Below are 22,892 nucleotides of genomic sequence, written 5' to 3'. Positions count from 1 at the left end.
GCTCTTCGCTGTCTCCCTCGCGGCGACTCAGAAAACAATACACCCCCACCCACCCCACCGCAACCCGGCCCCACCACCCCACCAAAACCCCGGAAACCCGCGCCAAAACCACCCACCAACCCACCCAGACAACCCCCCGCCGTCGAAATGCTTCCTGTGCGCTGCAGCACAGTGGACGGCTGGGATCGGAGCCGATTGAATCGGGCACGGATAGTGGGGCGGGAGCCTGTGCCGGTAAGCAGGATTGAGGGGAAAGGGGAACCGTGATCGGAATTCTTAACCGGCTGGTAGGGCTCATTAAAGACCACCTGACTGAGGAGCTGGACATTGCCGGCCTGTCGGGCAGTCTCGGCACCAGCGAGTACCACCTGCGGAGGATGTTCTCGTCATTGGCAGGCATGCCGTTGTCAGAGTATGTGCGGCGGCGCCGGATGGCAGTTGCCGCGGCCGATGTCTTGGGCGGCGGCGACCTGCTGGGCATTGCGGTCCGCTATGGCTACGGCTCAGCGGAGGCATTCAGCCGGGCCTTCCGGGCCGTGCATGGTGCCGGCCCTGGCGAGGTCCGCCGCAACGGCGGCCCCCTTCGCACACAACCGCAGCTCAGGTTTCGCCTGACCGTAGAAGGGAACAAACCCATGGACACCCGCATCGCAGACAAGCCCGCCTTCCGGCTCGTGGGCCACTCAGCCCGCGTTCCGCTCATCCACCACGGCGTCAATCCGTACATCCAGGAGCACATCGCTTCCTTGCCTGAATCCGAACATCTCCGCCTCAAGGCACTGGGCAACACGGAACCTGCAGGGCTGCTGCAGGTGAGCGCGGACGTGGACCCTGACTACACGGAGGGCAGCGACCGCCGCCGACTGGTTCCCCTCCAACCCGTGGCGGCTGAGGCCCGGGCCCTCCATCGTGGGCATACTGGCCGCGCCCCCGACTTCAGCACGGCAACCTGCGAATTATGGCTGCCGGTGGAACGCGCCTGACGAAAAGCGCCGTAGACCATAGCATTTTCCGCAGGACAAACCCGGAGGGTTCAGGCTGCCCAGCCCACTTTCCTGAGCCAGTCCTTGAGCAGCGGCAGGACAACAGAGCTCTGCATCGCCCCGAGATGGTCCAGGCCCGGCAGGACCTGGACGTCCCAGCCGGCTTCGACGAGTTCATGCTCATGCGCGGCCAGCGGGTCACCGATCCGCACCTGCACGCCGCCCCACTGCGGCGAGTAGTCAATCCGGTCTTCGGCTCCGGCGAACGCCAACCGGGGCAGGCCGGCCGGGACCAGCGCCGCGGCGTCGTCGAAATCCTGGAGAACCTCATAGAGGGTGAGGAACTGGCGCGTCTGGTCCTCGTTGGCCTGGATGGAGGCCGAGTCCCAGTCCCCTGGTTCAACCTCGGCGGGCACGGGCAGCTCCCCCGTTGCCCAGGCGGCCGCGTCCCGTACCGCTGCGTCGTGGGCAGCCCGGGTCACGGCCAGCATGCTCTTGTACGGTCCTTCGAGGGGAGGGAACCCTCCCATGGCAAGCGCACCCAGCCGGTCAGTCCGGAGGGCGAGCTGGAGACCACACAGTCCCAGCCAGGAGTAGCCGTAGTAGGCGAAAGTGGCTGCCCCCGCGGCGTCGGCGATGGCAAGCAGGTCGGCGGTCACATTCTCCGGGGTCAGCGTGTCCGGGGCCGGGAAGGCCATCCGGTGCGCCTCGTAGTCCACGGCGATCACACGGTTCGCCGCGGAAAGCCCCTGGACCAGGTTCGGCCCCAGGTCCGGATCAGCGCCCCACTGCAGGATGGTTTCGGCTTCCTCCGGCGAATGCCCGGCAAGTGGCACCGGCAGCAGGAGGTCCGGCCCGCCTCCCTGGATGGTGACGGGAATGGTGCTGCCGTCATGCAGTACAGCAGCGGCGGTTGGTGCCATGGCTACTCCCTTGGTTGAGGACCGGCGGTACTCGCGGACGTACCCCTACTCCCCCATGCCGGGATGCACCGGAACATAGTCCACCTTGTTGCCGGGGTTCTTGCGCCCGGCCTTTGTCCGGTCGTATCCCCGCGCGTCCAGGCCGTTCTTCGCCCTGAACTCCGCCAGTGCCGCGTCATAGGCCTTGTTGAGTGCCTGCCCGGAGAACTCCCCCGTGCTGCCGTCAGCGAAGGCAATCCTGATGCGGACGCTGGCCGGGTAGTGCCGGGTCATCCGGACGAAGCCGTCCGCGTCCTGCTGAAGAGTGATCAAGGGGAACCTGCTTTCGTCGGTGGACCGGCCTCCAGTTTGACGCAGGCAGAGGCCGCGTGGATACAGCGGGCCGGCAGTTCCGTCAGCAGGTAGGCGGACGATAGAGTCACCGCATGCAGATGCGCCTTGAAGTTGTCCAGGTGCCGGTGTCGGATGTCGACAAGGCAAAGTCGTTCTACGTGGAGCAGATGGGCTTCGTCCTTGACCACGATGTTGAACACATCCCCGGAATGCGGGTGGTACAGCTGACTCCACCCGGATCGGCAGCGTCGATCGTCATCGGCACCGGCATGACCGCCATGGAGCCAGGCACCCTCGAGGGCCTTCAACTGGTAGTTCCAAACCTCACCGCCCTCCGCGGCGAACTCCGGGCCCGAGGCGCGGACATAAGCGACATCCAAAACATGGGCGGCGTGCTGTTTGCACATGTCAGCGATCCGGATGGCAACCGCTGGGTCCTGCAGGAGGAAACGCCGTCGGACATCCGCGAGGCGCACCACTCCTAGCCTCAAGGCAGCCCTGGTCGTGCTGCTCACAAATGTTTGCCCTGCGCAACCATCCAGGAGCATAATCATTAGCAGAACTAATTAGCACTGCTAACGATTACCGCCCAGGAGGCGCACCCGACCAGATGACCGCCAGCCAAACGAAAAACCACGCCCAGGCAGCCCCCACCTCCCCCGACACCCTCGCCATCGACCTCCGCACTGCCGTGATGCGCACCTCGCGCCGGCTCCGCGTCGAGGCAACCGGCGAGGTGATCACCCCCGGCCAGTACACCGTCCTGGCCCTCCTCAACGGCGACGGCCCCAGCACCCTGCGCGCCCTCGCGGACAGCGAGCACGTGCAGGCGCCGTCCATGACCCGGATCGTCAACGCCCTCGCGGACCAGGGCTTCGTCACCAGGGCGCCGCATCCCGACGACGGCCGCCAGGTCCGCGTGGACATCACCGACGCCGGAAAGGCAGTCCTCGCGGAGGCGAGGGAGCAGCGCACCGCCTGGCTGGCGCAGCGCGTGGCCGGACTCAGCGAAGAGGACCGCGGTATCCTCAGCCGCGCCGCCCGCATCATGCAGGAGATGAGCGGCCGATGAGCGCCATGTTCCGCGCCCTCGAAAACCGCAACTACCGGATCTGGGCCGGCGGCGCGCTGGTGTCCAACATCGGCACCTGGATGCAGCGGATCGCCCAGGACTGGCTGGTCCTGACCGTCCTCACCAACCACGACGGGGCCGCCGTCGGCATCACCACGGGCCTGCAGTTCCTGCCCATGCTGCTGCTCGGCCCGTACGGCGGCGTCCTGGCCGACCGCTACCGCAAACGCAGGATCCTGCTCTGGACCCAGCTGGCCATGGGCATCACCGGCCTGGCCATCGGGCTCCTGGTGGTGACCGGCACCGCCGAACTCTGGCACGCCTACCTGGCGGCCCTCTGCCTGGGCATCGCCAGCGCCATCGACGCCCCCGCCCGGCAGGCCTTCGTGTCCGAACTTGTGGGCCAGGACAACATCTCCAACGCCGTGGCCCTGAACTCCGCCTCGTTCAACACCGCCCGGCTCACCGGCCCGGCCATCGCCGGCGTCCTCATCGCCTGGGTGGGCACCGGACCGGTCTTCCTGCTCAACGCGGCCAGCTACGCCGCCGTCATCATTTCGCTGTTCCTGATCAACACCTCCGCGCTGGTCCCGACCGTCCGGGCCGAACGCAGCAAGCACCAGGTGGCCGAAGGCGTCAACTACGTCCGGCGACGCCCGGACCTGATGCTGATCATGGTCCTGGTGGGGATCCTGGGCGCGTTCGGCATGAACTTCCCCATTACCAACGCGTTGATGGCCACCACGGAGTTCGGCGTGGGACCGGGGGAATTCGGCCTCCTCGGCTCCATCATGGCGGTGGGCACGCTCGCCGGCGCACTGCTCGCCGCACGCCGGTCCGGCCCCCGGCTGCGGTTCCTGCTGGGCGGGGCGCTGGGCCTTGGCGCCTTCACGCTCCTGGGCAGCGTGTCGCCGTCGTTCTGGCTCTACGCCGCCGTGCTGATCCCCGTGGGCCTGGCGTCCATCACTTTCCTGAACAGCTGCAACACCAGCATCCAGCTCTCCGTGGAGCCGCAGTTCCGCGGCCGGGTGCTGGCGCTCTACCTGGCCGTCCTGCAGGGCGGCACGGCGGTGGGCGCGCCGCTGATGGGCTGGATCGGCAGCGAGTTCGGCGCGCGCTGGTCCGTGGCGGCGGGCGGCATCGTGGTCCTGCTGACCGGGCTTGCGGCGGTGGTCGTGGTCAGCCGCAGGAGCCGGCTGACCTTCCGCGGCGCCCTCCGGATAGCGTTCACTGGCAATCGTGAGCCTGCCATCTAACCTTGGCTGCCTCAGCCAAGCGCTGAATTCCGGCTGGTGGAGGGCCTTGACGATGGCCCGGCGTCCTTGGGTATAGGGGTTATTGTCCACTCCCGGTTTAGGTATAGGGGTTATTGCCCATTGCCTGAAATTAGGTACAGACGATCGTTGTGCGTTCTTCCGCTCCAGGTCTACCCTGTGCGTATCTGGAATTAGCCATCGTTGTTTCTGGGGATCGACGCTGGCTTTAACCAGTTGGACACATCGAAGCCTCAATAGAAACAGCCAAGAAAATGCAAGCTAAGTCCGATGGCTTAGTAAGGCCCCCGTCCTCGCCGCAAGCGCCGCACCGAGTCGGCTCGATAATTCCTGCTGCGCTTGGGCCGCCTGCAATGACGGCTATCCAGAGCAGCGTTCATTAGGCGTGGCCAATCCGCGGTTGCGGCAGTGCCCGACTTTCCAGTTTTTCCTCACACCGGAATTGTGTCGCGTGGAATAACTGTTTTAACAGGAATTATCGTTTTGATAGGGGCCGGGCTGATGTTCTGGCGTAAATTCATGGCGGCTGCTTCGTCCATTTTGGTTGGAACCGCTATTCTCACTCCGCTATCGGCCCACGCCGCAGCGACCACCTCACTGGCCATGGACGCCTTTGTACAGGCGGACAGGGCAGCCACCAACTTTGGGACCAGCATTCGTCTGTCCACCGAGGGCAGGGCATACATCTGGCGGAACACACTACTACGCTTCAATATCCAGGTTCCCGCTGGCGAACGCGTTGTCTCAGCCAAGCTCCGGTTATTCTCGGAGGCCTCCGCATCTTCCAGTGAGTTCGTGGATGTGTTTACTACGTCTGGCGGCTGGACCGAACGGGGCGTCACCTGGAATAACGCCCCGGCTCGAGGGACATGGCTGGGAAAGGTTGGCGGGTTCGCAAACGGCTCTTGGGTGGAATGGGACGTTACCAAAGGCGTAAGCCCAACGGGTGGCGAACAGAACTTCAAGCTGGAAAGCAACGCACAGAAGTGGATCGGCTTCAAGTCGAAGGAGTCTCCGGATTCCGCCCGGCGTCCAAAACTGGTGGTGACCACGGGACCCGCTACGGCACCGCCAACCGAGGCGGCGGTAGTCCACGGCTGGGGCGCGCCGGTGGCCGGTGATGAATTCAATTACGCGGGCGGGCCGGACGCCACGAAGTGGATTGTCTACAACAGCCCCGGCCACGCGGGTAACGGTATACGGAGCCCGCAACAGGTTACCGTCGACGGTTCCAAGATGGTCATGAATGGGACCCCGGATGGCACGACCGCAGGAATGGGCGCGAGGTTTGCAAACCAGAAGTACGGGCGGTGGGAAGTCCGCGCGGCCGGATCAGGTGACAACGAATACCATCTGGTATCCATCCTGTGGCCGGACAGCGAGAATTGGCCGTGCGACGGCGAAGTTGACTACGCGGAGACCACCGGCGACTGGAACGTCATACAGTTCTTCCACCACTATGGCTGTTCGAACTTGCAGACGCAGGCGATCAGGCCTATTGATGTCAGCCAGTTCCACAATTACGCGGTCGACTGGTCACCGAGGGGGATCGTCGGTTATGTCGATGGAGTGAAGTGGTTTGAGGACTACGACCCAACACATCAGCCTCCCGGCCCGATGCACCAAACCCTGCAACTGGACTGGTTCCCGGACAGCACTGCCAATGGCGCCGGTGAGATGCGGGTGGATTGGGTCCGTGTGTATGCGGCAGCCGCAACCGCCTAGAAGAGCCGGGCACGACGGCGACGCCGGACTTCCGCATCCCCGCACCCTGGGAAGGGGTGCCGGGGAGGGAAGTGCCGGCGTCGTACTGCTTTGTGTACCCGAACCTACATGGACGAGATGTTGAGGATGTTGCCCTCGCTGTCCAGGAACCAGGCGCCCTTGCCCACGTCATCCATGGTGGCGACGCCGTTCTCGGTCTTGAGGCCGGGCTGGTCATACTCTTCGAAGACCACGCCGCGGCTCCGCAGTTCCTCAACCTCGCGGTCGAAGTCCTGGGCCACCCAGCCCATTTGGGTGTTCTTTGCGGTGCCGGCATTGTCCGTCTGGTAGATGAAGAACGTGCTGTTGCCGCACTTGTAGAGCAGGTTGTCCGGGCCCATCTCCTGGACGGGTTCAAGGCCCAGCTTGTCGCGGTAGAACTCCCGGGCCCTGTTGATGTCCTTGGCGGGCAGTACAGCCATAACGTCCAGATCCTTGAGCATGGTCGAATCTCCTTGCTGCGCATTGATGGCGATGCTCTCCCCCTGTGCCGGCCGTGCCGTTTCCGGACAGGCCGCGTGCCCGCCCTTTGCGCCGACTGCCGGGGCGGCCACCTGGGATCCGAACCGCTGCGCCAGCCATCATCAGCGCGGGAGTCCCCGAAGCTTACGAAGCCATTATGGAACCGAATCAGCGCCAGCGAAATAGGGCAAAATGTGGCCATCGGTGTTTCGGTTCAGGGGGTCTTGGCGTGGATAAATCGGTGCCGCTCGAACGCATGGTTTTCTTCAGCGACGCGGTGTTCGCCATCGCCCTCACGCTCCTGGCGCTGGACCTCAAGCTGCCCCTGGGCATCCCGCCGGAACGCCTGGCGGCCGAGCTGGCGGGCGCAATTCCGGAACTGCTGGCGTTCGCGCTTTCGTTCCTGATCATCGCGCGGGTGTGGATGTCCCACCACAACGACTTCTTCCGCATCCGGGACTTCAACCCGCAGCTCGCGTGGCTGAACATGCTGCTGCTGTTCTTCATCGTGATGCTCCCCGCGCCCACCGCCGTCCTCAGCGACTACGGCGGAAACCCGAGTCCATGGCCCAGCGTGCTGTACGCCGCCACCATCTCCGGCGTCTACCTGACGCTCGCCGGCATGTGGACCTACGCCTGGCGCAAGGGCCTGACCGATGACACGGTGGACGACGTCGAGCACCGGCGTGTGTTCCTGGCCAGGCTCACGGCCCCCGCGGTGTTCCTGCTCAGCATCCCGGCAGCGTTCGTGCTGGGCAGCAATACCCCGTTCCTGTGGTTCCTGATCATCCCCGCTGCCCTCCTGATCCGGCGGCTCACAGCTCGCCGCTCTCCGGCCGCCGCCCAGTAACGGCGCAGTAACGCCTGCCGCGGCATAATGCGGCAGTGAACGAGGGCCTGCACCGCTTGGCCGCCCCAGCATGGGCGGCGGTCCTCGCGCTGCTTCTGCCCGCCTGCTTCGCCAGCGATGACGACGGCGGGATCCCGGCTTCCGGAGGCTCCGCAAGTTCCACAGGCGCCACGGCTTCTTTGAGCCCTTCTTCCGCTCCGTCCCCAAACCTGCCACCCCCACAACCGCCGGGTCCCCCGGTGCCCAACCAGCCACCGGCGCCGGAGGCCGTGGTGCTCGACTGGCTGCCCGTCGGCCCGGTGGGGCGCGGCGACCCCGTCTGGTACGTGGACCTGAAAGGCCTGAACTGCACCACCCAGGGAGATCCCGCCACAGCAACCACCATGCTGGAGCTGGCACCGACGCTGTGCCAGGGCCTCAACGGCGACCAGGCCGCCTGGGCAAGTGGCGCCGCGGCCCTCGCCACGATCCCCGCACCAACCCTGGCAACGTCCGACTGCTGGTCCATGGCTGCCTACGAAGTGCTGCAGAACATTGCCGGCTTCCGCCGGCAGAACCCGGCCGTGCCGTTCACCCTGGTCCCGAGGCAGGGCACGGCCTGCCCCGCGGACCTCAAGTTCCTCGAGGACGATATGCGGAACTCACCGCCCGCCCCCGTGTGCGCCGGCGCGGCGCTCGTCCTGGTGGGAACCCTTGAAGGCCTGCCGCCAGGGTCGATCCGGTCCGTCAGCGTGGGAACGGCCATCGCAGCCGTGGGGTTCCGGAACAGCCCGGACGATTTCAACTATCCGCCCGGCGACCTTTACTTCCTGGCCCCGCCCATTGAAGCGGCGGGCCCCGTCACGGTCAGCGTTGCCGTGGCCGACGCCGACTATCCGGTGCAGGGGACCGTCACCCTGGACTACGCGGACCCACGCACGTGCCTGCCGCCGTCGGGCACCGCACCATGACCGAGGGCAGTGGCGGTGAGCGTTCCTCCTGGTCGCGCGCCTTTGGCGTGGTCGCCGCCGTCGGCCCGCCGCTCACGGTGGCAACGGCGCTGCTCTTCTACTTCGGCTGGGCCCGCGCGGATGCCCAGGCCGCCCACATGGGCCTGAACGTGAGCCTGTTCGGGTACTCGGTGCAGGATTACCTCCTGATCAGCATCAACGCGCTCTTCGTGCCGCTGGTGTCCATCCTGGTCCTGGCCGTGGTGTGGCTGGCCCTCGACCGCTGGCTGCGCCGGTGCATCGCGGAGGACCGCGGCCGGGCGGCCATCGTCCGGGCGGCCGGCATCGGCGCCCTGCTGAGCGGGCTGCTGGTGGGCACCAGCCTGCTGCTGGCCATCGCGGAGCGTGCCAGAGCAGCGCTTTACACCCCGTACCTGATGGCGTTGGGCGTGCTGGTGGCCACCTGGTGCGTCCATCTTCGCCGGCTGGGCCGGACCGGCACACGCCCGGACCTCACCGCCGAGCAGCGCGCGGTGGAAACCACCCTGGTCCTGAGCATCGTAACGCTGCTGCTCTTCTGGGGAACCGCCGACTTCGCCCAGGCACTGGGCCGGCGGCTGGCAGTGGACTACGGGCAGGGGGTGCAGTACATGCCCCGCGCCGAGGTGTATTCACCCAAACCGCTGGGCATCGGCTCGGCCGCGGTCAGGGAGGTGAACGTTGGCACCGCGGACGCGGTCCTCTACCGGTACGACGGGCTGCGCCTGCTGGTGCTTAGCGGCGGACGCTTCTTCTTCCTCCATGACGGCTGGACGCCGGAGAATGGAACGGTGATCGTCCTGCCGGACGACAACTCCGTCCGCATCGAATTCAGGAGATGATCCTGGCCATGGACTACGCCAAGGACCCACGCGTTGACCAGTACATTGACGCTCTCCCCGAGTGGCAGCAGGCGGTCTGCCGGCAGGTCCGCGACCTGGTGCATGCCGCGGATCCCGGGGTGGAGGAGACCATCAAGCGCACGGTGCAGCCCTACTTCGTGCTGAACGGCAATATCTGTGCACTCCTCGCGGCGAAGGACCACGTCAACGTGTTCCTGTACGACGGCGGCCTGGCCCCGGACCCGCAGCACATCATCACCGGCGGCCACGGCAACCAGACGGGGCGCACCATCGCGTTCCACCAGGGCGATCCGGTGAACGGGGAGGCCCTGCTGGACATCTTCCGGGCGGTGGTCGCGGACAACCGGGCCGGCGGCTGGCGGAAGCTCAAGGGCCGGGCGTAACGGCGCCGTGCCGGCGCTGGTACCGCAGCAGGACCACCCCGTTGCCGAAGCTACGGCTCTCCACCAGATCCAGGTCCGCGGTGAAGTCCGGCGACTGGAACACCCGCCGGCCCTGGCCGATCACCACGGGGTTGACGTAGATCCGGAACTCATCCACCAGGCCGTGCCGCATGAACGTTCCGGCAAGGTCGGCGCCGCTCATGATGAGGTCGCCGCCGGCTTCCGCCTTCAGTGCCTGGATTTCTTCAGGAACGACGCCGGCAAACACCTTCGCGTTCGGGCCCGCCGTGGCGAGGGTGCGGGAGAAAACGAACTTGGGGAGGCGGCGCCAGATGCCCGCGAACTCGAGCATGGCCGCGGTAGAGTCCGGATCCTGGTCAGCCGTCGGCCAGACTTCTTCCATCAGCTGGTACGTGACCCTGCCCTCGATGATCCCGCCCATCGCACCAATCTCGTCATTGAAGTGCCGGAGCAGCTCCTCGTCCACCCGGTGCCAGCTGATGTCGCGGTCCGGCCCCTCGAAGAACCCGTCCACGGACACGGCGTTGGACAGGATGATCTTTCCCATGGAATCCCTACTTCCTGATTTCCGCCTGCCGCAGCCCGACAATGTCCTCCACCACGTCATTCGGAATGGGATGCTCCGCGGTGAAGCGGATGGTTCCCTTGGACAGCGAAAAGCCCGCCAGCCGGCCGGCCACTGCCTCCACCGCCTCGGGCGAGAACGGAAACACCGAGAGGTGCTTGGCGGCGGCCACCACTCCCAGCAGCGGCTTTCCGTCCAGCTTGAGGGCGGGCATGCCGTAGCTCATGCCCTCAGTGGCCTCCGGCACCAGTTGCCTGGCAATTTCAATGACGTGCTGCAGGCACTCGCGGTCCGCCTCCGGCAGGTCCGCCAGTGCATCGTCGACGACGCCCACGGCCGCCCTAGCTCTTCTTCTTGGCTGCCACGGCGGAGGCCAGCGATGCCAGCCCGCGTTCGAAGTCGGACCCCACCATCTTGTCCATGTTGACGAAGAGGGAGAACAGCTTTGCCGGAAGGCCCTTGTTTTCACCTGTCATCACCCAGCTGACCTCGGTGCTGCCCGGCGCCGGCGTGAACGTGAAGGTGGTGGGGTTCAGCGCCTTGAAGGGCTTGGTGAATTCCAGCCTGACATTGATGCGGCTGGACGGCACCGACTCGACGATCTGCATGTTCCCGCTGCCGGCCTTGCGGTTGCCGCTCCACTCGTAGCCGGCTCCCACGCCGGAGTCCGGGCCGAAGTAGCGCCGGCTCATGCCGGGGTCCACGGCCTCCCAGGGGGACCAGGCCGTCCACTCATGGAAGTTGTTGACCAGCGGGAAGATATCTTCGGGGGCGGCAGGAATGACGGCACTGCGGCGGACTTCATATGAGGACATGGCCCCAGCTTAGGAGCCGGGGCCACGCCTGGATAGGTCAGTGGAGAACTACGTTGACGGGTTCCTTGCCGTCCAGCAGCAGCCCGATCTGCTTCCTGATCAGCCGGACCATCCGCGGGAACATTGCCGAGCTGGCGCCGCCCACGTGCGGGGTGATCAGCACGCCCGGGGTGGTCCACAGCGGGTGGCCGGCCGGCAGCGGTTCGGGGTCCGTGACGTCCAGCGCCGCGCGCAGCCGTCCGGACGAGGTTTCGGCCAGGAGCGCGTCGGTATCGGCCACCGGCCCGCGCGCAACGTTCACCAGCAGTGCGCCGTCCGGCATGGCGGCCAGGAACTTCGCGTCCACCAGCTGCTGGGTCTGCTCACTCAGCGGGACGCTGACCACCACGATCTCGTGCAGCGGCAACTGCTCATACAGTGAATCGATGCCGTAGACCGTTCCGCGCCCGTCCTCGCGTGCACGGCTTGCTATCCGGGTGACCTCGGCCTCGAACGGCAGGAGCCGGGCCTCAATGGCCTTGCCCACTCCCCCGTAGCCCACCAGCAGCACGCGCCGGTCGGCCAGGCTGGCCCGCTGGCTGTTGTCCCAGGTGCCGGAGGCCTCGTTCCGGACGAAGTCCGGGATCCCGCGCTGGCTGGCGATCATCATGCCTAGGGCGAGCTCCGCGGTCGAGGTCTCATGGACGCCGGCCGCGTTGGCGAAAACGCAGCCGGACGGCAGGACCTCAGCGACGCCGTCGTATCCGATGGACTGGCTCTGGACGAGCCCGACGTCCACGCCCTCCAGCGCGGCAAGCGCGGCCGGCTTGCCCATGTAGCCCGGGACGAGCAGGTCCAGCCGGCCCTCCGGGGCAGGGCCCGTCAAGTCCCAGAGGACAAAGTCGACGCCGTCCGTGGGCTCGAGCGCGTCCAGCAGCCTCTGGTCGGGCAGGCACACCCGCAGCCGCGCGCTCACGCGGCAACCATCAGCTTCACGCCGGCGGCGCTCAAAGCCGTTTCGATTTCCCGCGGCGGCGGCGCGTCCGTCACCAGCACGTCCACCGCGTCGAAGCCCGCCAGCCGGGCCAGCGCGTACCGCAACATCTTCTGGTGGGTGGCCACCACCACCACCTGTTCTGCCGAATCCATAAGGGCGATCTTAGTGGCGCGCTCAACGTCCCTTTCAATGTAGAACGCCTCGTCATGGATGCCGCTGACGCCGATGAAGGCCGTCTTGGCACGCAAGCCGGCCGCGGCTGTGACCGTCATGGGGCCATTGAACGCCTGGCTGTCCAGGAGCAGCTCTCCGCCAAGGCAAATGGTCCGGGCGGAGGTGAGCTGGAGGCAGCGCTGGATGGCCGGAGCCGAGTGGGTGATGATGGTGCCAGTGAAGGAAGCGGGGAGCTCGTGTGCGATCTGGTAGGTGGTGGTCCCGGCGTCCAGGATGATGGCGTCACGCTCACCGATCATGGACAGGCACACCCGGGCCACCCTGAGCTTGGCATCGGCATCCTCCCGGACGCGGGCGGCAAAGTCCGCATTCTGCCCGTGCCCGTGGACGGCACTGACCCCGCCGTGGACCACCCGGACCAGTCCCAGCTTGGACAGCACCCGGGTGTCCCGGCGCACCGTCATGTCCGACACGGCAAACCTCTCTGCCAGGTCAGTGGTGGAAATGAACCCCCGCCGGCCGAGCTCGTCCAAGATGCTGCGCTGGCGGGACGTCAGCGGCACCTCTTCCCGTGCGATGCTCATGGCCCCTTCTTTCCTGCCTAGATCCCGGACACCAGCCTGGCCGGGTGTTGCAATTCCAACACCAAATCTACTTAATGACGTACCCCGGCACCGGCATTCGTAAGCTCAACGGGGCGCCCTTCCGCGATGGAGCGCTCGGCGGCAAGGCCCATCCGGACCGACTGCAGGCCGTCGGCAACGGTGACTTCCACCGGCCCTTCGCCCAGGATGGCCTTCCGGAAGCCCAGGTGCTCGTAGTAGGTGGAGCCGTGGTGCGCGCCGGCGGCCAGGACTGCCTCGTCCACCGGAACCTCGTGCTTTTCCGGGCCCAGCGGCGAACGCGGACTGAATTCCACGGTGGCTTCGGCTTCGTCACCGGGGATCCAGTGGTTGGCCGCCACCGGGATGAGGGTCTCGATCTTGGCCGCGTCACCCACGATGGAGATCCGTTCCTGGAACTTGGACCCTTCCGCGAACATGGACAGCTCGAGCATTGCGCGCTTCCCGCCCTTGAAATCCACAATCACGTAGGCGTTGTCCACCATGTCCGAGACCCGGCCGTCGTACAGCTCGTCCATGTGGTTCACATCGTGCCCGCCGCTGGCGTAGACGCGGGTGGGTTCGTCCTGCAGGATCAGGCGCATCAGGTCGAAGAAGTGGCAGCACTTTTCCACCAGGGTGCCGCCGGTCCGCTCGGCGAAGCGGTTCCAGGCGTCAACCTTGTGCAGGAACGGGAAGCGGTGCTCCACGATGGACAGCATGTAGATGTTGCCGAGCTTGCCGTTATGGGCTGCCTGAATGACCTCCTGCACCGGCGGCATGTAGCGGTATTCCATGGCCACCCACACCGGCGCAGTGTAGTCCGCAGCCAGCCGTTCGAGTTCGTCTGCCTGCGCGGCGGTGGTGCACACGGGCTTTTCCACCAGGACCGGCAGGTTGGTGCCGCTGGCGAAGATATCCTTGAGGATTCCCAGGTGGGTGTCGTTGGGGCTGGCGATCACCAGCGCATCCACGAGTCCCGATGCGAGCAGGTCCTGATGGGAGGCGAAGGTCCGCACCTCATATCCGATCTCCTTTGCTGTCTCTTCCAGGGAGGACGGCGTGGGATCGGAAACTGCGGTGATCCGGCTTCCTGGGATCAGTGCAAGGTTCCGGACATGTTCCCGGGCCATGTGCCCGGCCCCGATAAGGCCATAACGAATGGTCCGGACCGTTTCCGCAGAAGGCAATGACATGAGTTGCTCCGTTTCTCTACGTTGAGTGGGGGGACCGCGGCGTTGCATCCCAAACAGAACTATACAGATAGTGTTGTTATTCCAACATAGCGTGTGTATATTTCTTCAGTACCAGCCGAAACTACAACGAGGTGGAACGTGCCCCAACCGACAACTGGAACCCTGCTCTTCGTAGGTTGTGCCACCCTTGACTCCATCGCCCTGGTGCAGGATTTCCCCGAAGCAGACAGCCGCACGGTGGCATCAGACTTTGCGACGGCGGGCGGTGGCCCCGCTGCCACGGCGGCCGTTGCGGCGGCGCGGGCCGGAGCCCGGACAGCCTTTGCGGGCGTCCTGGGCACCGACGAGGAAGGCGACCGGATCGTGGCCGGCCTCGAGGCCGAGGGCGTTGACACCTCCGCCGTCATCCGCGACCCCGCCGTCAAGACCGGCGCCAGCGTGATCGTGGTCAGCCGGGCCACCGAAAGCCGCGCCATCGTCACCCGCCCTGTCCCGCCCGTCAGCTTCCCCGCCGGCAGCCGCTTCGCCGAACTGCTGGCTTCCGCATCCTGGGTCCACGTGGACCACCTTGGCTGGAACGCCGTGGTGGGCGTTGGCGCGGACGGACTCAAGATCAGCGTAGATGCCGGAAACCCCATCCCGTCCTTCAGCCCACGGGGCGTCGCACTGTACGTCCCCACCATCGAAAGGCTCCGCGCTACGTACGGCGAGGACCTCTCCCCCGGGGCCCTCCTGGGGAAGGCGATCGACGACGGCGCCTCCGCCGTCGTCGCCACCGCCGGCTCCGAAGGCGCCTGGGTCCTGGAACGCGGCGGCGAGCCGGTCCACGTTCCCGCCACCGCGGCCACCATCGTGTCAACCCTGGGCGCCGGCGACGTGTACCACGGTGCCCTCCTCGCCGCCGTCGCAGCGGGCCTGCCCCTGGTGGATGCCGCCGCCTTCGCCGGCCGCACCGCCGCAGCATCCTGCGCGGGACTGGACGGCCGCTCCATGATCCCCCGCCAGGCCATCAGCCCTGTCCCTGCTTAACCATTGTTCCCAGCACAACGCCTAGCTGAAAGAAGCAGCCCATGAGCCCCACAGACCTTTCCCCGCTGCAACGCCCGTCCGGCGCGTTCGCCATGCTCGCCGTGGACCAGCGCGAAGCCATGCGCAACATGTTCGCCGAGCACACGGACCAGCCCGTCACGGACGAGGACCTCCGGAACTTCAAGCTCGAGGCCGCCCGCATCCTCACCCCCTACGCCTCCGGCATCCTGATCGACCGGCAGTTCGCCCTGGACCAGGCCATCGAGGCAGGCGTGGTGGACCCGAACTGCGGCCTCATCGCCTCCGCCGACCACTTCGAATCCGCACACGGCGAACTCGTGGGCGAGGTGACCATCGACCGGCTGGTGGATCCGCGCAAGTACGCGGCCCTGGGCGTGAAGGCGCTGAAGCTGCTGGTGCTGTACCGCCCGGACGAGCCCGCCGAGGGCCGGGTGGAGATGGTCCGTGAGTTCGTGGAGCGCTGCAAGTCCGCCGGCCTGATCAGCATCATCGAACCCGTCTCCCGCAAGCCCCTTGCCGGCGGCGACTTCGACTGGAACGCCGGTATCCTGGCAGCCGCCAAGGAACTGGGCAGCCTGGGCGCAGACCTGTACAAGGCCGAGGTCCCGTACAAGGGCCAGGCCCCCGAAGCCGAGGTCCGCGCCGCCTGCGCCGAGCTCACCAAAGCCATCGAGGGTCCGTGGGTGGTCCTGTCCTCCGGGGTCCCCGAGGACGTGTTCCCGGACGCAGTGCGGTGGGCCTGCCTGGAAGGCGCCAGCGGCTTCCTCTCCGGACGCGCCGTCTGGGCGTCCTGCATCGGCGCCCCCGACGTCGTCGAGTCCCTGTCCACCGACGCCGTCAGCCGGCTGCAGCGCCTCTGCGCGGTGGTCGACGACGTCGTCTCCACCCAGCGCACGCATGCATGAGCACAGACGCCGATCTCCAGGGGATTCCCGTCACCGTCAGGTGACCCCCTTCCAGCCAGCAAATAAGGCACAGCAACACTCAACGAGGAGACTATTGTGAGTCAGATTTCACGCAGGCAGGCCATCGCCGTCCTTGGAGCCCTGGGTTTCGGCGCCACCGCGGCAGCGTGCGCCGGACCGGGCGGCTCCACCGCCCCCGGCGGTGCAACCGGCCCGGCCGCCCCGGCCACCGGCGACATCACCGGTAAAGTGTCTTTCGCCCACTGGCGCGGCGAGGACAAGGCAGTGTTCGACGAACTGATCAAGCGGTTCGCGGCGATGCACGACGGCGTGGAGGTGGCCCAGGACATCTCCACCTCCAACGACTACAACGCCCAGGCGCTGCAGAAGCTGCGCGGCGGCTCCATCGGCGACGCGTTCGCCACCTTCCGCGGCGCACAGTTCAAGAACTTCACCGAGGCCGGCATTTACACCGACCTCAAGGGCAGCAAGGCCGTCTCCAACTACGAGGACAGCCTGCTCGCCGCCGGAAAGTCAGGCGACAACGTCCTGGGCCTGCCCTACCAGGTGGTGTTCCCCATGCCCATGGCCAACGTGGACCTGTTCGACAAGGCTGGCGCCGACCTCGCCCCCAAGGACTGGGACTCCTTCCTGGCCATGTGCGAGAAACTGGCGTCCTCCGGCGTCGTGCCCATCTCCTGGCCCGGCGGCGACGTGGGCAACGGCGGGCAGCTGTTCAACTGCATGATCGCCAACAACGGCCCGGTGGACGACATGGCCGCCCAGATTGAGCAGGGCAAGCTGAAGGTCACCGACGACTGGTTCATCAAGATGCTCAACCAGTACAAGGACCTGGTCCCGTTCCTGCAGCCCAATGCCACCGGCACCGCCGTGGAGCCGGCGCAGAACCTGTTCTCGCAGGGCAGGGCCGCCATGCTGGCCACCGGTTCCTACCACATCGCGGCGGTCCGCGGCCTGGGCGCCCAGTTCCCCATCGAGCTGGTGTTCCCCAACACCTCGGACGGCAATGCCAAGTACGAAGGCGTCTACAACGCAACCTTCATCCTGGGCGTCAACTCCGCCAGCAAGAACCAGGCGGCCGCCGCGGCATGGATCGATTTCCTGTCCGAGCCGGAAAACGCCGCCTACTACGCCAACGAGACGGCGCAGCACGTGTCCGTGAAGGACGTGGAGTACACCAACCCGGACCTGAAGCGCCTGAGCCCGTGGCTGGAGAAGAACACCGCCCTGGCCGCCCGTTTCCAGTTCCTGAACCTGGACGTCCGCAACGCGGTGGAAGCCAGCGCCACGGCCGTCATCTCCGGTACCAGTCCGGAGCAGGCAGCCGAGGCCGCCCAGAAGATTGTTGACGAGCGGCTATGAGCACCCACACCGGAACGGCGGCCAAGCGGAAAATGCCGCACCGCCATACCGGCGCCGACGAGGCCAAGGCGCGCCGCCGGTCCCCCACCCGGGTGAATCCGGCGCTGTACCTCTTCCCGCTGCCCGCCGTCGCCGTCATTGCCTTCTTCCTGGTGATGCCCACGCTGCAGGCTTTCCAGTACGCCATCACGGACTGGAACGGCTTCTCCGCGGCCTTCAACTACGTGGGGCTGGACAACTTCGTCCGGGCGTTCACCAGCGACTCACTGTTTATCAACGCGATGACCAACAACCTGAAGTTCATGCTGCTGGTGGTCATCGCGCAGACGGCGTTCTCGCTGATCCTCGCCCTGCTCCTGACGAAGAACTCCCGCGGCAGCATCCTGCTCCGCGCCCTGTTCTTCTTCCCCACCATCCTGTCCTCCGTGTCCGTGGCCTTCATCTGGAAGTTCATCTACGACCCCAACTTCGGCCTGGCCAACACGGCCCTGGGCGCGGTGGGCCTGGACGCCCTGCAGGGTTCCTACCTGGGCAACAACGCGCAGGCCCTGTACTGGGTGGCCGTCACCCAGGTGTGGTTCCACGCCGGGCAGATGATGGTGGTGTACATCGCCGGCCTGCAGTCCATCCCGCGTGAGCTTTACGAGGCCGCGGAAATGGACGGCGCCGGCCGGTGGCAGCAGTTCAAGTCCATCACCTGGCCGTTCGTGGCCCCCGCAACCGCCATCGTGGTGGCCTACACCACGGTGCAGTCGTTCAAGGCCTTCGACCTGATCCTGGGCATCGCGGGCAACCCGCCCAAGGGCTCCCTGGATATCCTCTCCACCCGCATCTACAGCACCTTCGCCAACTCGGAGTTCGGCTACGCCGCCGCCCAGTCGATCATCTTCATGGCGATGATCGCCCTGGTCACCTGGCTCCAGCGCCGGCTGCTCCGGCTGACCCCGAAGGGGGAATGACAGCATGCTCGCCTCAATCAGCCGCCGTGCCATCCTTGGCATCTACGCAATCATCATCATCGTCCCGCTGACGGTAGTGGGCTTCGGCAGCTTCAAATCCACGCAGGAGCTCTTCGCCGGACCGTTCAGCCTGCCGCAGTCCCTGTCCCCCGCCAACTACGCGGAGGTGATCGGCGGCCAGGACCTCGGATCGTCCTTCATGAACAGCGTGATCGTCACCGCCATTTCCGTGCCGGTCACCCTGTTCCTGGCCAGCCTGGCCGGCTACGCCATTTCCAGGTTGAAGGGCTTCATGTCATGGGCCATCTTCGGCTTCCTGGTCCTGGGCATGGCCATCCCGGCGCAGGCCAACATGGTGCCGCTGTACGTGCTGTTCGGCCGGCTGGGGCTGCTGGACAGCCTGGCTGGCCTGATCCTGGCCAATGTGGTGTCCACGCTGCCCATCGCCGTCTTCATCCTGGGCGGGTTCATGCGGACCCTGCCCAAGGAGCTCTACGAAGCATCCTCCATTGACGGGACCGGGCCCTGGAAGACTTACGCCTCCATCGCCCTGCCGTTGTCCGCACCGTCCATCGCGGCCGCCGCTATCTTCCTGTTCGTCATCCACTGGAACGAGCTGCTCTACCCGCTGCTGTTCATCCAGTCCCCCGGCAACCGCACCCTGCCGCTGGCGCTGCTGAGCTTCCAGGGCGAGTTCCAGACCGACTACCCGCTGCTCTTCGCCGGCGTCATCCTGGCCTCCCTGCCCGTGGTGGTGGCGTACGTCTTCCTGCAGCGGTACTTCGTTGCAGGCATCACCGCCGGCGCCAGCAAGGGCTGAGCACCCCGGTCTCCTGCCCGCCCAACGAAAGGCATCATCCGTGAATTTGAAATCAGCCGGCCACCTGGTGAACGGCACCTGGCACGCCGCCGGCGGCACGAAGGACGTGACGGACCCCGGCAACGGCAGCACCGTGGGCGAGGTGGCCTGGGGCACCGGCGAGGACGCTACCCGGGCCGCCGACGCCGCGGCGCAGGCGTTCGGGTCCTGGTCCCGCACCACGGCCCGGAACAGGGCCGACCTGCTGCGCAACGCCGCCGACCTCCTGGCCGAACGCCGCGACGAACTCGCGCACACCCTGGCCCTCGAGGCCGGCAAGCGGCTCCCCGAGGCCCAGGGCGAGGTGGACTTCTCCGTGGAGTACTTCCGCTGGTTCGCCGAGGAAGTCCGCCGCGCCACCGGCACCATCAGCCCGCCCGAGTTGCAGGGCCGCCGCCACCTCAGCAGCCGGAAGCCCATCGGCGTGGCGCTCAGCCTCACGCCATGGAACTTCCCAGTGTCAATCCAGGCCCGCAAGCTCGCCGCCATGCTCGCCGCCGGCTGCACCGTGGTGGGCCGGGTGTCCGAGAAGGCGCCGCTCGCCGCCACCGGCCTGTTCGAGGTCCTGCACGACGCCGGGTTCCCGGCCGGCGTGGTCAACCTGGTCCACGGCCCCTCCCGCGAGATCACCGCGGCCCTGCTGTCCCACCCTGCCGTGCGGGCCGTCAGCTTCACCGGATCCACCGGCGTGGGCCGGCAGATCATGGCCTCCGCCGCCGAACGCGTGGTCCGGCCATTGCTGGAACTGGGCGGCAATGCCCCGTTCATCGTCTTCGAGGACGCGGACCTGGACGCCGCCGTCGAAGGCGCCGTGCTGGGCCGGCTCCGCAACACCGGCCAATCCTGTGTGGCGGCCAACCGCTTCCTGGTCCAGGACAGCATCGCCGACGAATTCGCGGCACGGCTTGGTGCGCGCTTTGATGCCCTGAGCATCGGGCACGGCGTTCCCGACGGCGGTGCGCCGGTCCCGGACCTGGGTCCGGTCATCGACGCGGACCGGGTGTCCGCCGTGCAGGCACTGGTGGACGACGCCCTGGATCGCGGTGCGCGCCGCGTGACACAACGGACCGACGTGCCGGGCCAGGGGTCCTTCCTGGCTCCCACGCTGCTGGCCGATGTTCCCGACGACGCCCCGCTGGTTGGCGAGGAAGTGTTCGGCCCGGCGGCCGGCGTCGTCACCTTCGCCACGGAGGAAGAGGCAATCCGGAAGGCCAACGCCACCGAAATGGGCCTCGCCGCGTACGTCTGGAGCGGCAGCCCGAAGCGCGGCTGGGAGATCCCGGAACAGCTCGAGGCCGGCATCGTGGGCGTCAACGACCCCCTGCCATCCGTGGCCTTCGCACCCATGGGCGGCGTCAAGCAGTCAGGCCTGGGCCGTGAAGGATCAAGCCTGGGCCTGGAGGAGTTCGAGGAGGTCCAGTACGTGGCCTGGAGGCCGTAAGTGCTGACCACCGGGCTGGTGCTGGGCGCCGTGGTGGTGGGTGCCGGGATGCAGCGGATCACCGGCATGGGCTTCGCCCTGGTGGCCGCCCCGTTCCTGGTCCTGCTGCTGGGCCCGGTGGAAGGCGTAGTGCTGGTGAACGTCTGCAGCGCTGTGACGGCCGGGGCCATCATCTTCCGCGTGGTCCGGGACGTCGACTGGCAGCGGTACCTGTGGCTGGCGGCCTCGGCGCTGCTCGGCATCATCCCGGCGGCATTCCTGATCCGGCTCATCCCGCCGGCGGTCCTGGAGATCTCCATCGGGGTGATCCTCGCCGTCGGGCTGACCGTCCTGCTGGTCCTCAAATCCGCCACCCTTCCGCCGCGGCGGCGCTATCTCCTGGCCGCCGGCGGCCTGAGCGGCTTCATGAACACGGCAGCCGGCGTGGGCGGGCCGGCGGTCAGCATGTACTCCATCGCCACCCGGTGGCAGCACAAGTCCTTCGCTGCCACCATGCAGCCGTACTTCTTCACGATCGGCGCGCTGTCCCTGGTCTCCAAGGTGGTGACTGCGCCGGCCACCTTCCCTGCCCTGCCCTGGGGCATGTGGGTGGGCGTCGCCGTCGCCTGCCTGGCCGGACTGGTGCTGGGCGACGCCGCCGCAAGGTTCGTCCCCGCCCGCGCGGCGCAGATCCTGCTGATCATCCTGGCGTACCTGGGGGCGGCCGCCACCATCATCCGCGGCGTGCTCGACGCCGCCGGGTGACCCCAACGATTTCACCTGCACCTGTATCAGAGAGAGGAAATAACATGACGTGGCTGAACAGTGCCGCTCACGCACGATGGCTCGAGGCCGAGACCGACCGGTTGATCAATTTCGCCGTGGCGTCGAAGGTGCCCACGGGATTCGGCTGGCTCGACAACTACGGCAAGGTGTTCGCCGACAAGCCGACCCATCTTTGGATTACCGCGCGGATGGTCCACAGTTTTTCCGTTGCTGCCCTGCTGGGACGGCCCGGCGCGGGGACCCTCGTGGACCACGGCATCGCGGCGCTCAACGGGGGCTTCCATGATGACGAGTTCGGCGGCTGGTACGCCGAGATCAACGAAAACGGCCCGGTGAACGACATCAAGTCCGGCTACCAGCACTCCTTCGTGCTCCTCGCCGCTGCCAGCGCCGTGGCTGCAGGGCGCCCCGGCGCGCAGGAACTGCTGGACAAGGCGCTGCAGGTAGCCGACACGAAGTTCTGGGACCACAAGGCCAACATGTGCTTCGACTCCTGGAACCGGGAGTTCACCGAAACGGAGGCGTACCGCGGCGGGAACGCGAGCATGCACTCGGTGGAGGCGTACCTGATCGTGGCCGACGTGACCGGGGAAAACCGCTGGCTTGAGCGGGCCCTGCACATCGCCGAGGTGCTCATCCACCAGTTCGCCCGCAACAACAACTACCGGGTGTTCGAGCATTTCGACCCGGACTGGAACCCGATGCCGGAGTACAACACCGATGACCGGGCCAGCCAGTTCCGTGCGTACGGCGGCACCCCCGGACACTGGGTTGAGTGGGCGCGGCTGCTCCTCCACCTCCGTGCCGGGCTCGAAGCCCGCGGCCTGGCGGTCCCGGACTGGCTGCTGGAAGACGCCCGCGGGCTGTTCGACGCCGCCATCCGCGACGCCTGGCAGCCGGACGGCCACCCCGGCTTTGTCTACACCGTGGACTGGGAAGGGAAGCCCGTAGTCACCACCCGCATCCGTTGGGTGCCCGCGGAGGCAATCGGAGGGGCTGCGGCCCTGTACATCGCCACCGGGGAAAAGCAGTACGCGGACTGGTACGAGCGCATCTGGGACCATGCCCGCGACTGGTTCATTGACTACGAGCACGGATCCTGGAAGCAGGAGCTCGACGAGAACGGCAATGTCACGTCCACCGTCTGGTCCGGCAAGGCGGACATCTACCACCTCTGGCACTGCCTGGTGGTCCCCCGCCTTCCGCTGGCGCCCGGGCTCGCCCCGGCCGTGGCCGCAGGCCTGCTGGACGCCCGGATCAGTGCGAACGAGCCGGCCAGGGAACCTGCCGGCCGCTAAGGGCGGAG

Annotated in this window: 25 protein-coding genes and 1 pseudogene; 17 read left to right on the top strand and 9 right to left on the bottom strand. The window is 66.8% G+C overall.

What is annotated here, in order from left to right; all coding sequences use genetic code 11:
- Positions 1–263 precede the first annotated feature (263 nt).
- Positions 264–983 (top strand): annotated as a pseudogene (locus AC5RU7_RS15065) (helix-turn-helix domain-containing protein).
- A gap of 50 nt (positions 984–1,033) precedes the next feature.
- Here AC5RU7_RS15065 and AC5RU7_RS15060 read toward each other — a convergent pair.
- Positions 1,034–1,906, bottom strand: a complete 873-nt coding sequence (locus AC5RU7_RS15060) for an alpha/beta hydrolase (protein ID WP_494052906.1) — start codon at positions 1,904–1,906, stop codon at positions 1,034–1,036.
- 45 nt (positions 1,907–1,951) lie between these two features.
- Positions 1,952–2,218 carry a hypothetical protein gene (locus AC5RU7_RS15055; protein ID WP_494052905.1) on the bottom strand — a complete coding sequence of 89 codons (267 nt, stop codon included), beginning with the start codon at positions 2,216–2,218 and terminating at the stop codon, positions 1,952–1,954.
- 113 nt (positions 2,219–2,331) lie between these two features.
- Here AC5RU7_RS15055 and AC5RU7_RS15050 point away from each other — a divergent pair, with 113 nt between their 5' ends.
- The 4 genes from AC5RU7_RS15050 to AC5RU7_RS15035 all read left to right on the top strand — a co-directional run bounded on the left by AC5RU7_RS15050 (position 2,332) and on the right by AC5RU7_RS15035 (position 6,310).
- Positions 2,332–2,724: a VOC family protein gene (locus tag AC5RU7_RS15050; RefSeq protein WP_494052904.1), complete on the top strand. Its 393-nt coding sequence runs from the start codon at positions 2,332–2,334 to the stop codon at positions 2,722–2,724.
- Positions 2,725–2,849: 125 nt separating this feature from the next.
- Entirely contained in the window at positions 2,850–3,311 is a 462-nt protein-coding gene (locus AC5RU7_RS15045; protein WP_494011592.1) for a MarR family winged helix-turn-helix transcriptional regulator, read from the top strand.
- Complete coding sequence (locus AC5RU7_RS15040; protein WP_494052903.1) at positions 3,308–4,567, top strand: MFS transporter; 1,260 nt, start codon at positions 3,308–3,310, stop codon at positions 4,565–4,567. Before AC5RU7_RS15045 ends, AC5RU7_RS15040 begins: the two co-directional genes overlap by 4 nt.
- Positions 4,568–5,086: 519 nt before the next feature.
- The gene (locus tag AC5RU7_RS15035; protein WP_494052902.1) at positions 5,087–6,310 is read left to right on the top strand and encodes a CBM96 family carbohydrate-binding protein; all 1,224 of its coding nucleotides are present in this window, start codon (positions 5,087–5,089) and stop codon (positions 6,308–6,310) included.
- Positions 6,311–6,414: 104 nt separating this feature from the next.
- Here the strand turns inward: AC5RU7_RS15035 and AC5RU7_RS15030 are convergent, their stop codons facing one another.
- The gene (locus tag AC5RU7_RS15030; protein WP_494011595.1) at positions 6,415–6,792 is read right to left on the bottom strand and encodes a VOC family protein; all 378 of its coding nucleotides are present in this window, start codon (positions 6,790–6,792) and stop codon (positions 6,415–6,417) included.
- A gap of 260 nt (positions 6,793–7,052) precedes the next feature.
- Here AC5RU7_RS15030 and AC5RU7_RS15025 point away from each other — a divergent pair, with 260 nt between their 5' ends.
- From AC5RU7_RS15025 to AC5RU7_RS15010, 4 genes are all read left to right on the top strand, one after another.
- Positions 7,053–7,661, top strand: coding sequence for a TMEM175 family protein (locus AC5RU7_RS15025; RefSeq protein ID WP_494052901.1), 609 nt, complete (start codon positions 7,053–7,055; stop codon positions 7,659–7,661).
- Between the two features lie 239 nt (positions 7,662–7,900).
- A complete protein-coding gene (locus tag AC5RU7_RS15020; protein WP_494011597.1) occupies positions 7,901–8,611 on the top strand; it encodes a hypothetical protein in 711 nt (236 codons plus the stop codon).
- The gene (locus AC5RU7_RS15015; RefSeq protein WP_494052900.1) at positions 8,608–9,471 is read left to right on the top strand and encodes a hypothetical protein; all 864 of its coding nucleotides are present in this window, start codon (positions 8,608–8,610) and stop codon (positions 9,469–9,471) included. The genes AC5RU7_RS15020 and AC5RU7_RS15015 overlap by 4 nt, the downstream gene beginning before the upstream one ends.
- Complete coding sequence (locus tag AC5RU7_RS15010; RefSeq protein WP_494052899.1) at positions 9,468–9,875, top strand: DUF1801 domain-containing protein; 408 nt, start codon at positions 9,468–9,470, stop codon at positions 9,873–9,875. Before AC5RU7_RS15015 ends, AC5RU7_RS15010 begins: the two co-directional genes overlap by 4 nt.
- On the opposite strand, the gene AC5RU7_RS15005 is transcribed toward AC5RU7_RS15010, so the two are convergent.
- The 6 genes from AC5RU7_RS15005 to AC5RU7_RS14980 all read right to left on the bottom strand — a co-directional run bounded on the left by AC5RU7_RS15005 (position 9,859) and on the right by AC5RU7_RS14980 (position 14,224).
- Positions 9,859–10,443: a dihydrofolate reductase family protein gene (locus AC5RU7_RS15005; RefSeq protein ID WP_494052898.1), complete on the bottom strand. Its 585-nt coding sequence runs from the start codon at positions 10,441–10,443 to the stop codon at positions 9,859–9,861. The two genes, AC5RU7_RS15010 and AC5RU7_RS15005, sit on opposite strands and share 17 nt — an antisense overlap.
- 7 nt (positions 10,444–10,450) lie before the next feature.
- Positions 10,451–10,795 (bottom strand): iron chaperone, encoded by a 345-nt coding sequence (locus tag AC5RU7_RS15000; RefSeq protein ID WP_494052897.1) that lies wholly within the window; start codon positions 10,793–10,795, stop codon positions 10,451–10,453.
- Between the two features lie 7 nt (positions 10,796–10,802).
- Complete coding sequence (locus tag AC5RU7_RS14995) at positions 10,803–11,276, bottom strand: SRPBCC family protein (RefSeq protein WP_494052896.1); 474 nt, start codon at positions 11,274–11,276, stop codon at positions 10,803–10,805.
- 37 nt (positions 11,277–11,313) lie between these two features.
- Positions 11,314–12,231: a 2-hydroxyacid dehydrogenase gene (locus AC5RU7_RS14990; protein ID WP_494052895.1), complete on the bottom strand. Its 918-nt coding sequence runs from the start codon at positions 12,229–12,231 to the stop codon at positions 11,314–11,316.
- Complete coding sequence (locus AC5RU7_RS14985) at positions 12,228–13,010, bottom strand: DeoR/GlpR family DNA-binding transcription regulator (protein ID WP_494052894.1); 783 nt, start codon at positions 13,008–13,010, stop codon at positions 12,228–12,230. Before AC5RU7_RS14985 ends, AC5RU7_RS14990 begins: the two co-directional genes overlap by 4 nt.
- Positions 13,011–13,081: 71 nt before the next feature.
- Complete coding sequence (locus tag AC5RU7_RS14980; RefSeq protein WP_494052893.1) at positions 13,082–14,224, bottom strand: Gfo/Idh/MocA family protein; 1,143 nt, start codon at positions 14,222–14,224, stop codon at positions 13,082–13,084.
- Between the two features lie 138 nt (positions 14,225–14,362).
- Here AC5RU7_RS14980 and AC5RU7_RS14975 point away from each other — a divergent pair, with 138 nt between their 5' ends.
- The 8 genes from AC5RU7_RS14975 (at position 14,363) to AC5RU7_RS14940 (ending at position 22,884) form a co-directional block, all read left to right on the top strand.
- The gene (locus tag AC5RU7_RS14975; RefSeq protein WP_494052892.1) at positions 14,363–15,253 is read left to right on the top strand and encodes a carbohydrate kinase family protein; all 891 of its coding nucleotides are present in this window, start codon (positions 14,363–14,365) and stop codon (positions 15,251–15,253) included.
- A gap of 41 nt (positions 15,254–15,294) precedes the next feature.
- Positions 15,295–16,179: an aldolase gene (locus AC5RU7_RS14970; protein ID WP_494052891.1), complete on the top strand. Its 885-nt coding sequence runs from the start codon at positions 15,295–15,297 to the stop codon at positions 16,177–16,179.
- Between the two features lie 96 nt (positions 16,180–16,275).
- Positions 16,276–17,562, top strand: coding sequence for an ABC transporter substrate-binding protein (locus AC5RU7_RS14965; RefSeq protein ID WP_494052890.1), 1,287 nt, complete (start codon positions 16,276–16,278; stop codon positions 17,560–17,562).
- Positions 17,559–18,521, top strand: a complete 963-nt coding sequence (locus AC5RU7_RS14960) for a carbohydrate ABC transporter permease (protein ID WP_494052889.1) — start codon at positions 17,559–17,561, stop codon at positions 18,519–18,521. The genes AC5RU7_RS14965 and AC5RU7_RS14960 overlap by 4 nt, the downstream gene beginning before the upstream one ends.
- A 4-nt stretch (positions 18,522–18,525) precedes the next feature.
- Positions 18,526–19,341 carry a carbohydrate ABC transporter permease gene (locus AC5RU7_RS14955; protein WP_494011610.1) on the top strand — a complete coding sequence of 272 codons (816 nt, stop codon included), beginning with the start codon at positions 18,526–18,528 and terminating at the stop codon, positions 19,339–19,341.
- Positions 19,342–19,381: 40 nt separating this feature from the next.
- Positions 19,382–20,821, top strand: a complete 1,440-nt coding sequence (locus tag AC5RU7_RS14950) for an NAD-dependent succinate-semialdehyde dehydrogenase (protein ID WP_494052888.1) — start codon at positions 19,382–19,384, stop codon at positions 20,819–20,821.
- Positions 20,822–21,565: a sulfite exporter TauE/SafE family protein gene (locus tag AC5RU7_RS14945; RefSeq protein ID WP_494011612.1), complete on the top strand. Its 744-nt coding sequence runs from the start codon at positions 20,822–20,824 to the stop codon at positions 21,563–21,565.
- 44 nt (positions 21,566–21,609) lie between these two features.
- A complete protein-coding gene (locus AC5RU7_RS14940; protein WP_494052887.1) occupies positions 21,610–22,884 on the top strand; it encodes an AGE family epimerase/isomerase in 1,275 nt (424 codons plus the stop codon).
- Positions 22,885–22,892 lie beyond the last annotated feature (8 nt).

This window comes from Arthrobacter sp. K410C (assembly GCF_059090105.1).
The sequence above is the reverse complement of the archived record's forward strand: the minus strand, read 5'-3'. Positions and strand labels throughout refer to the sequence as shown.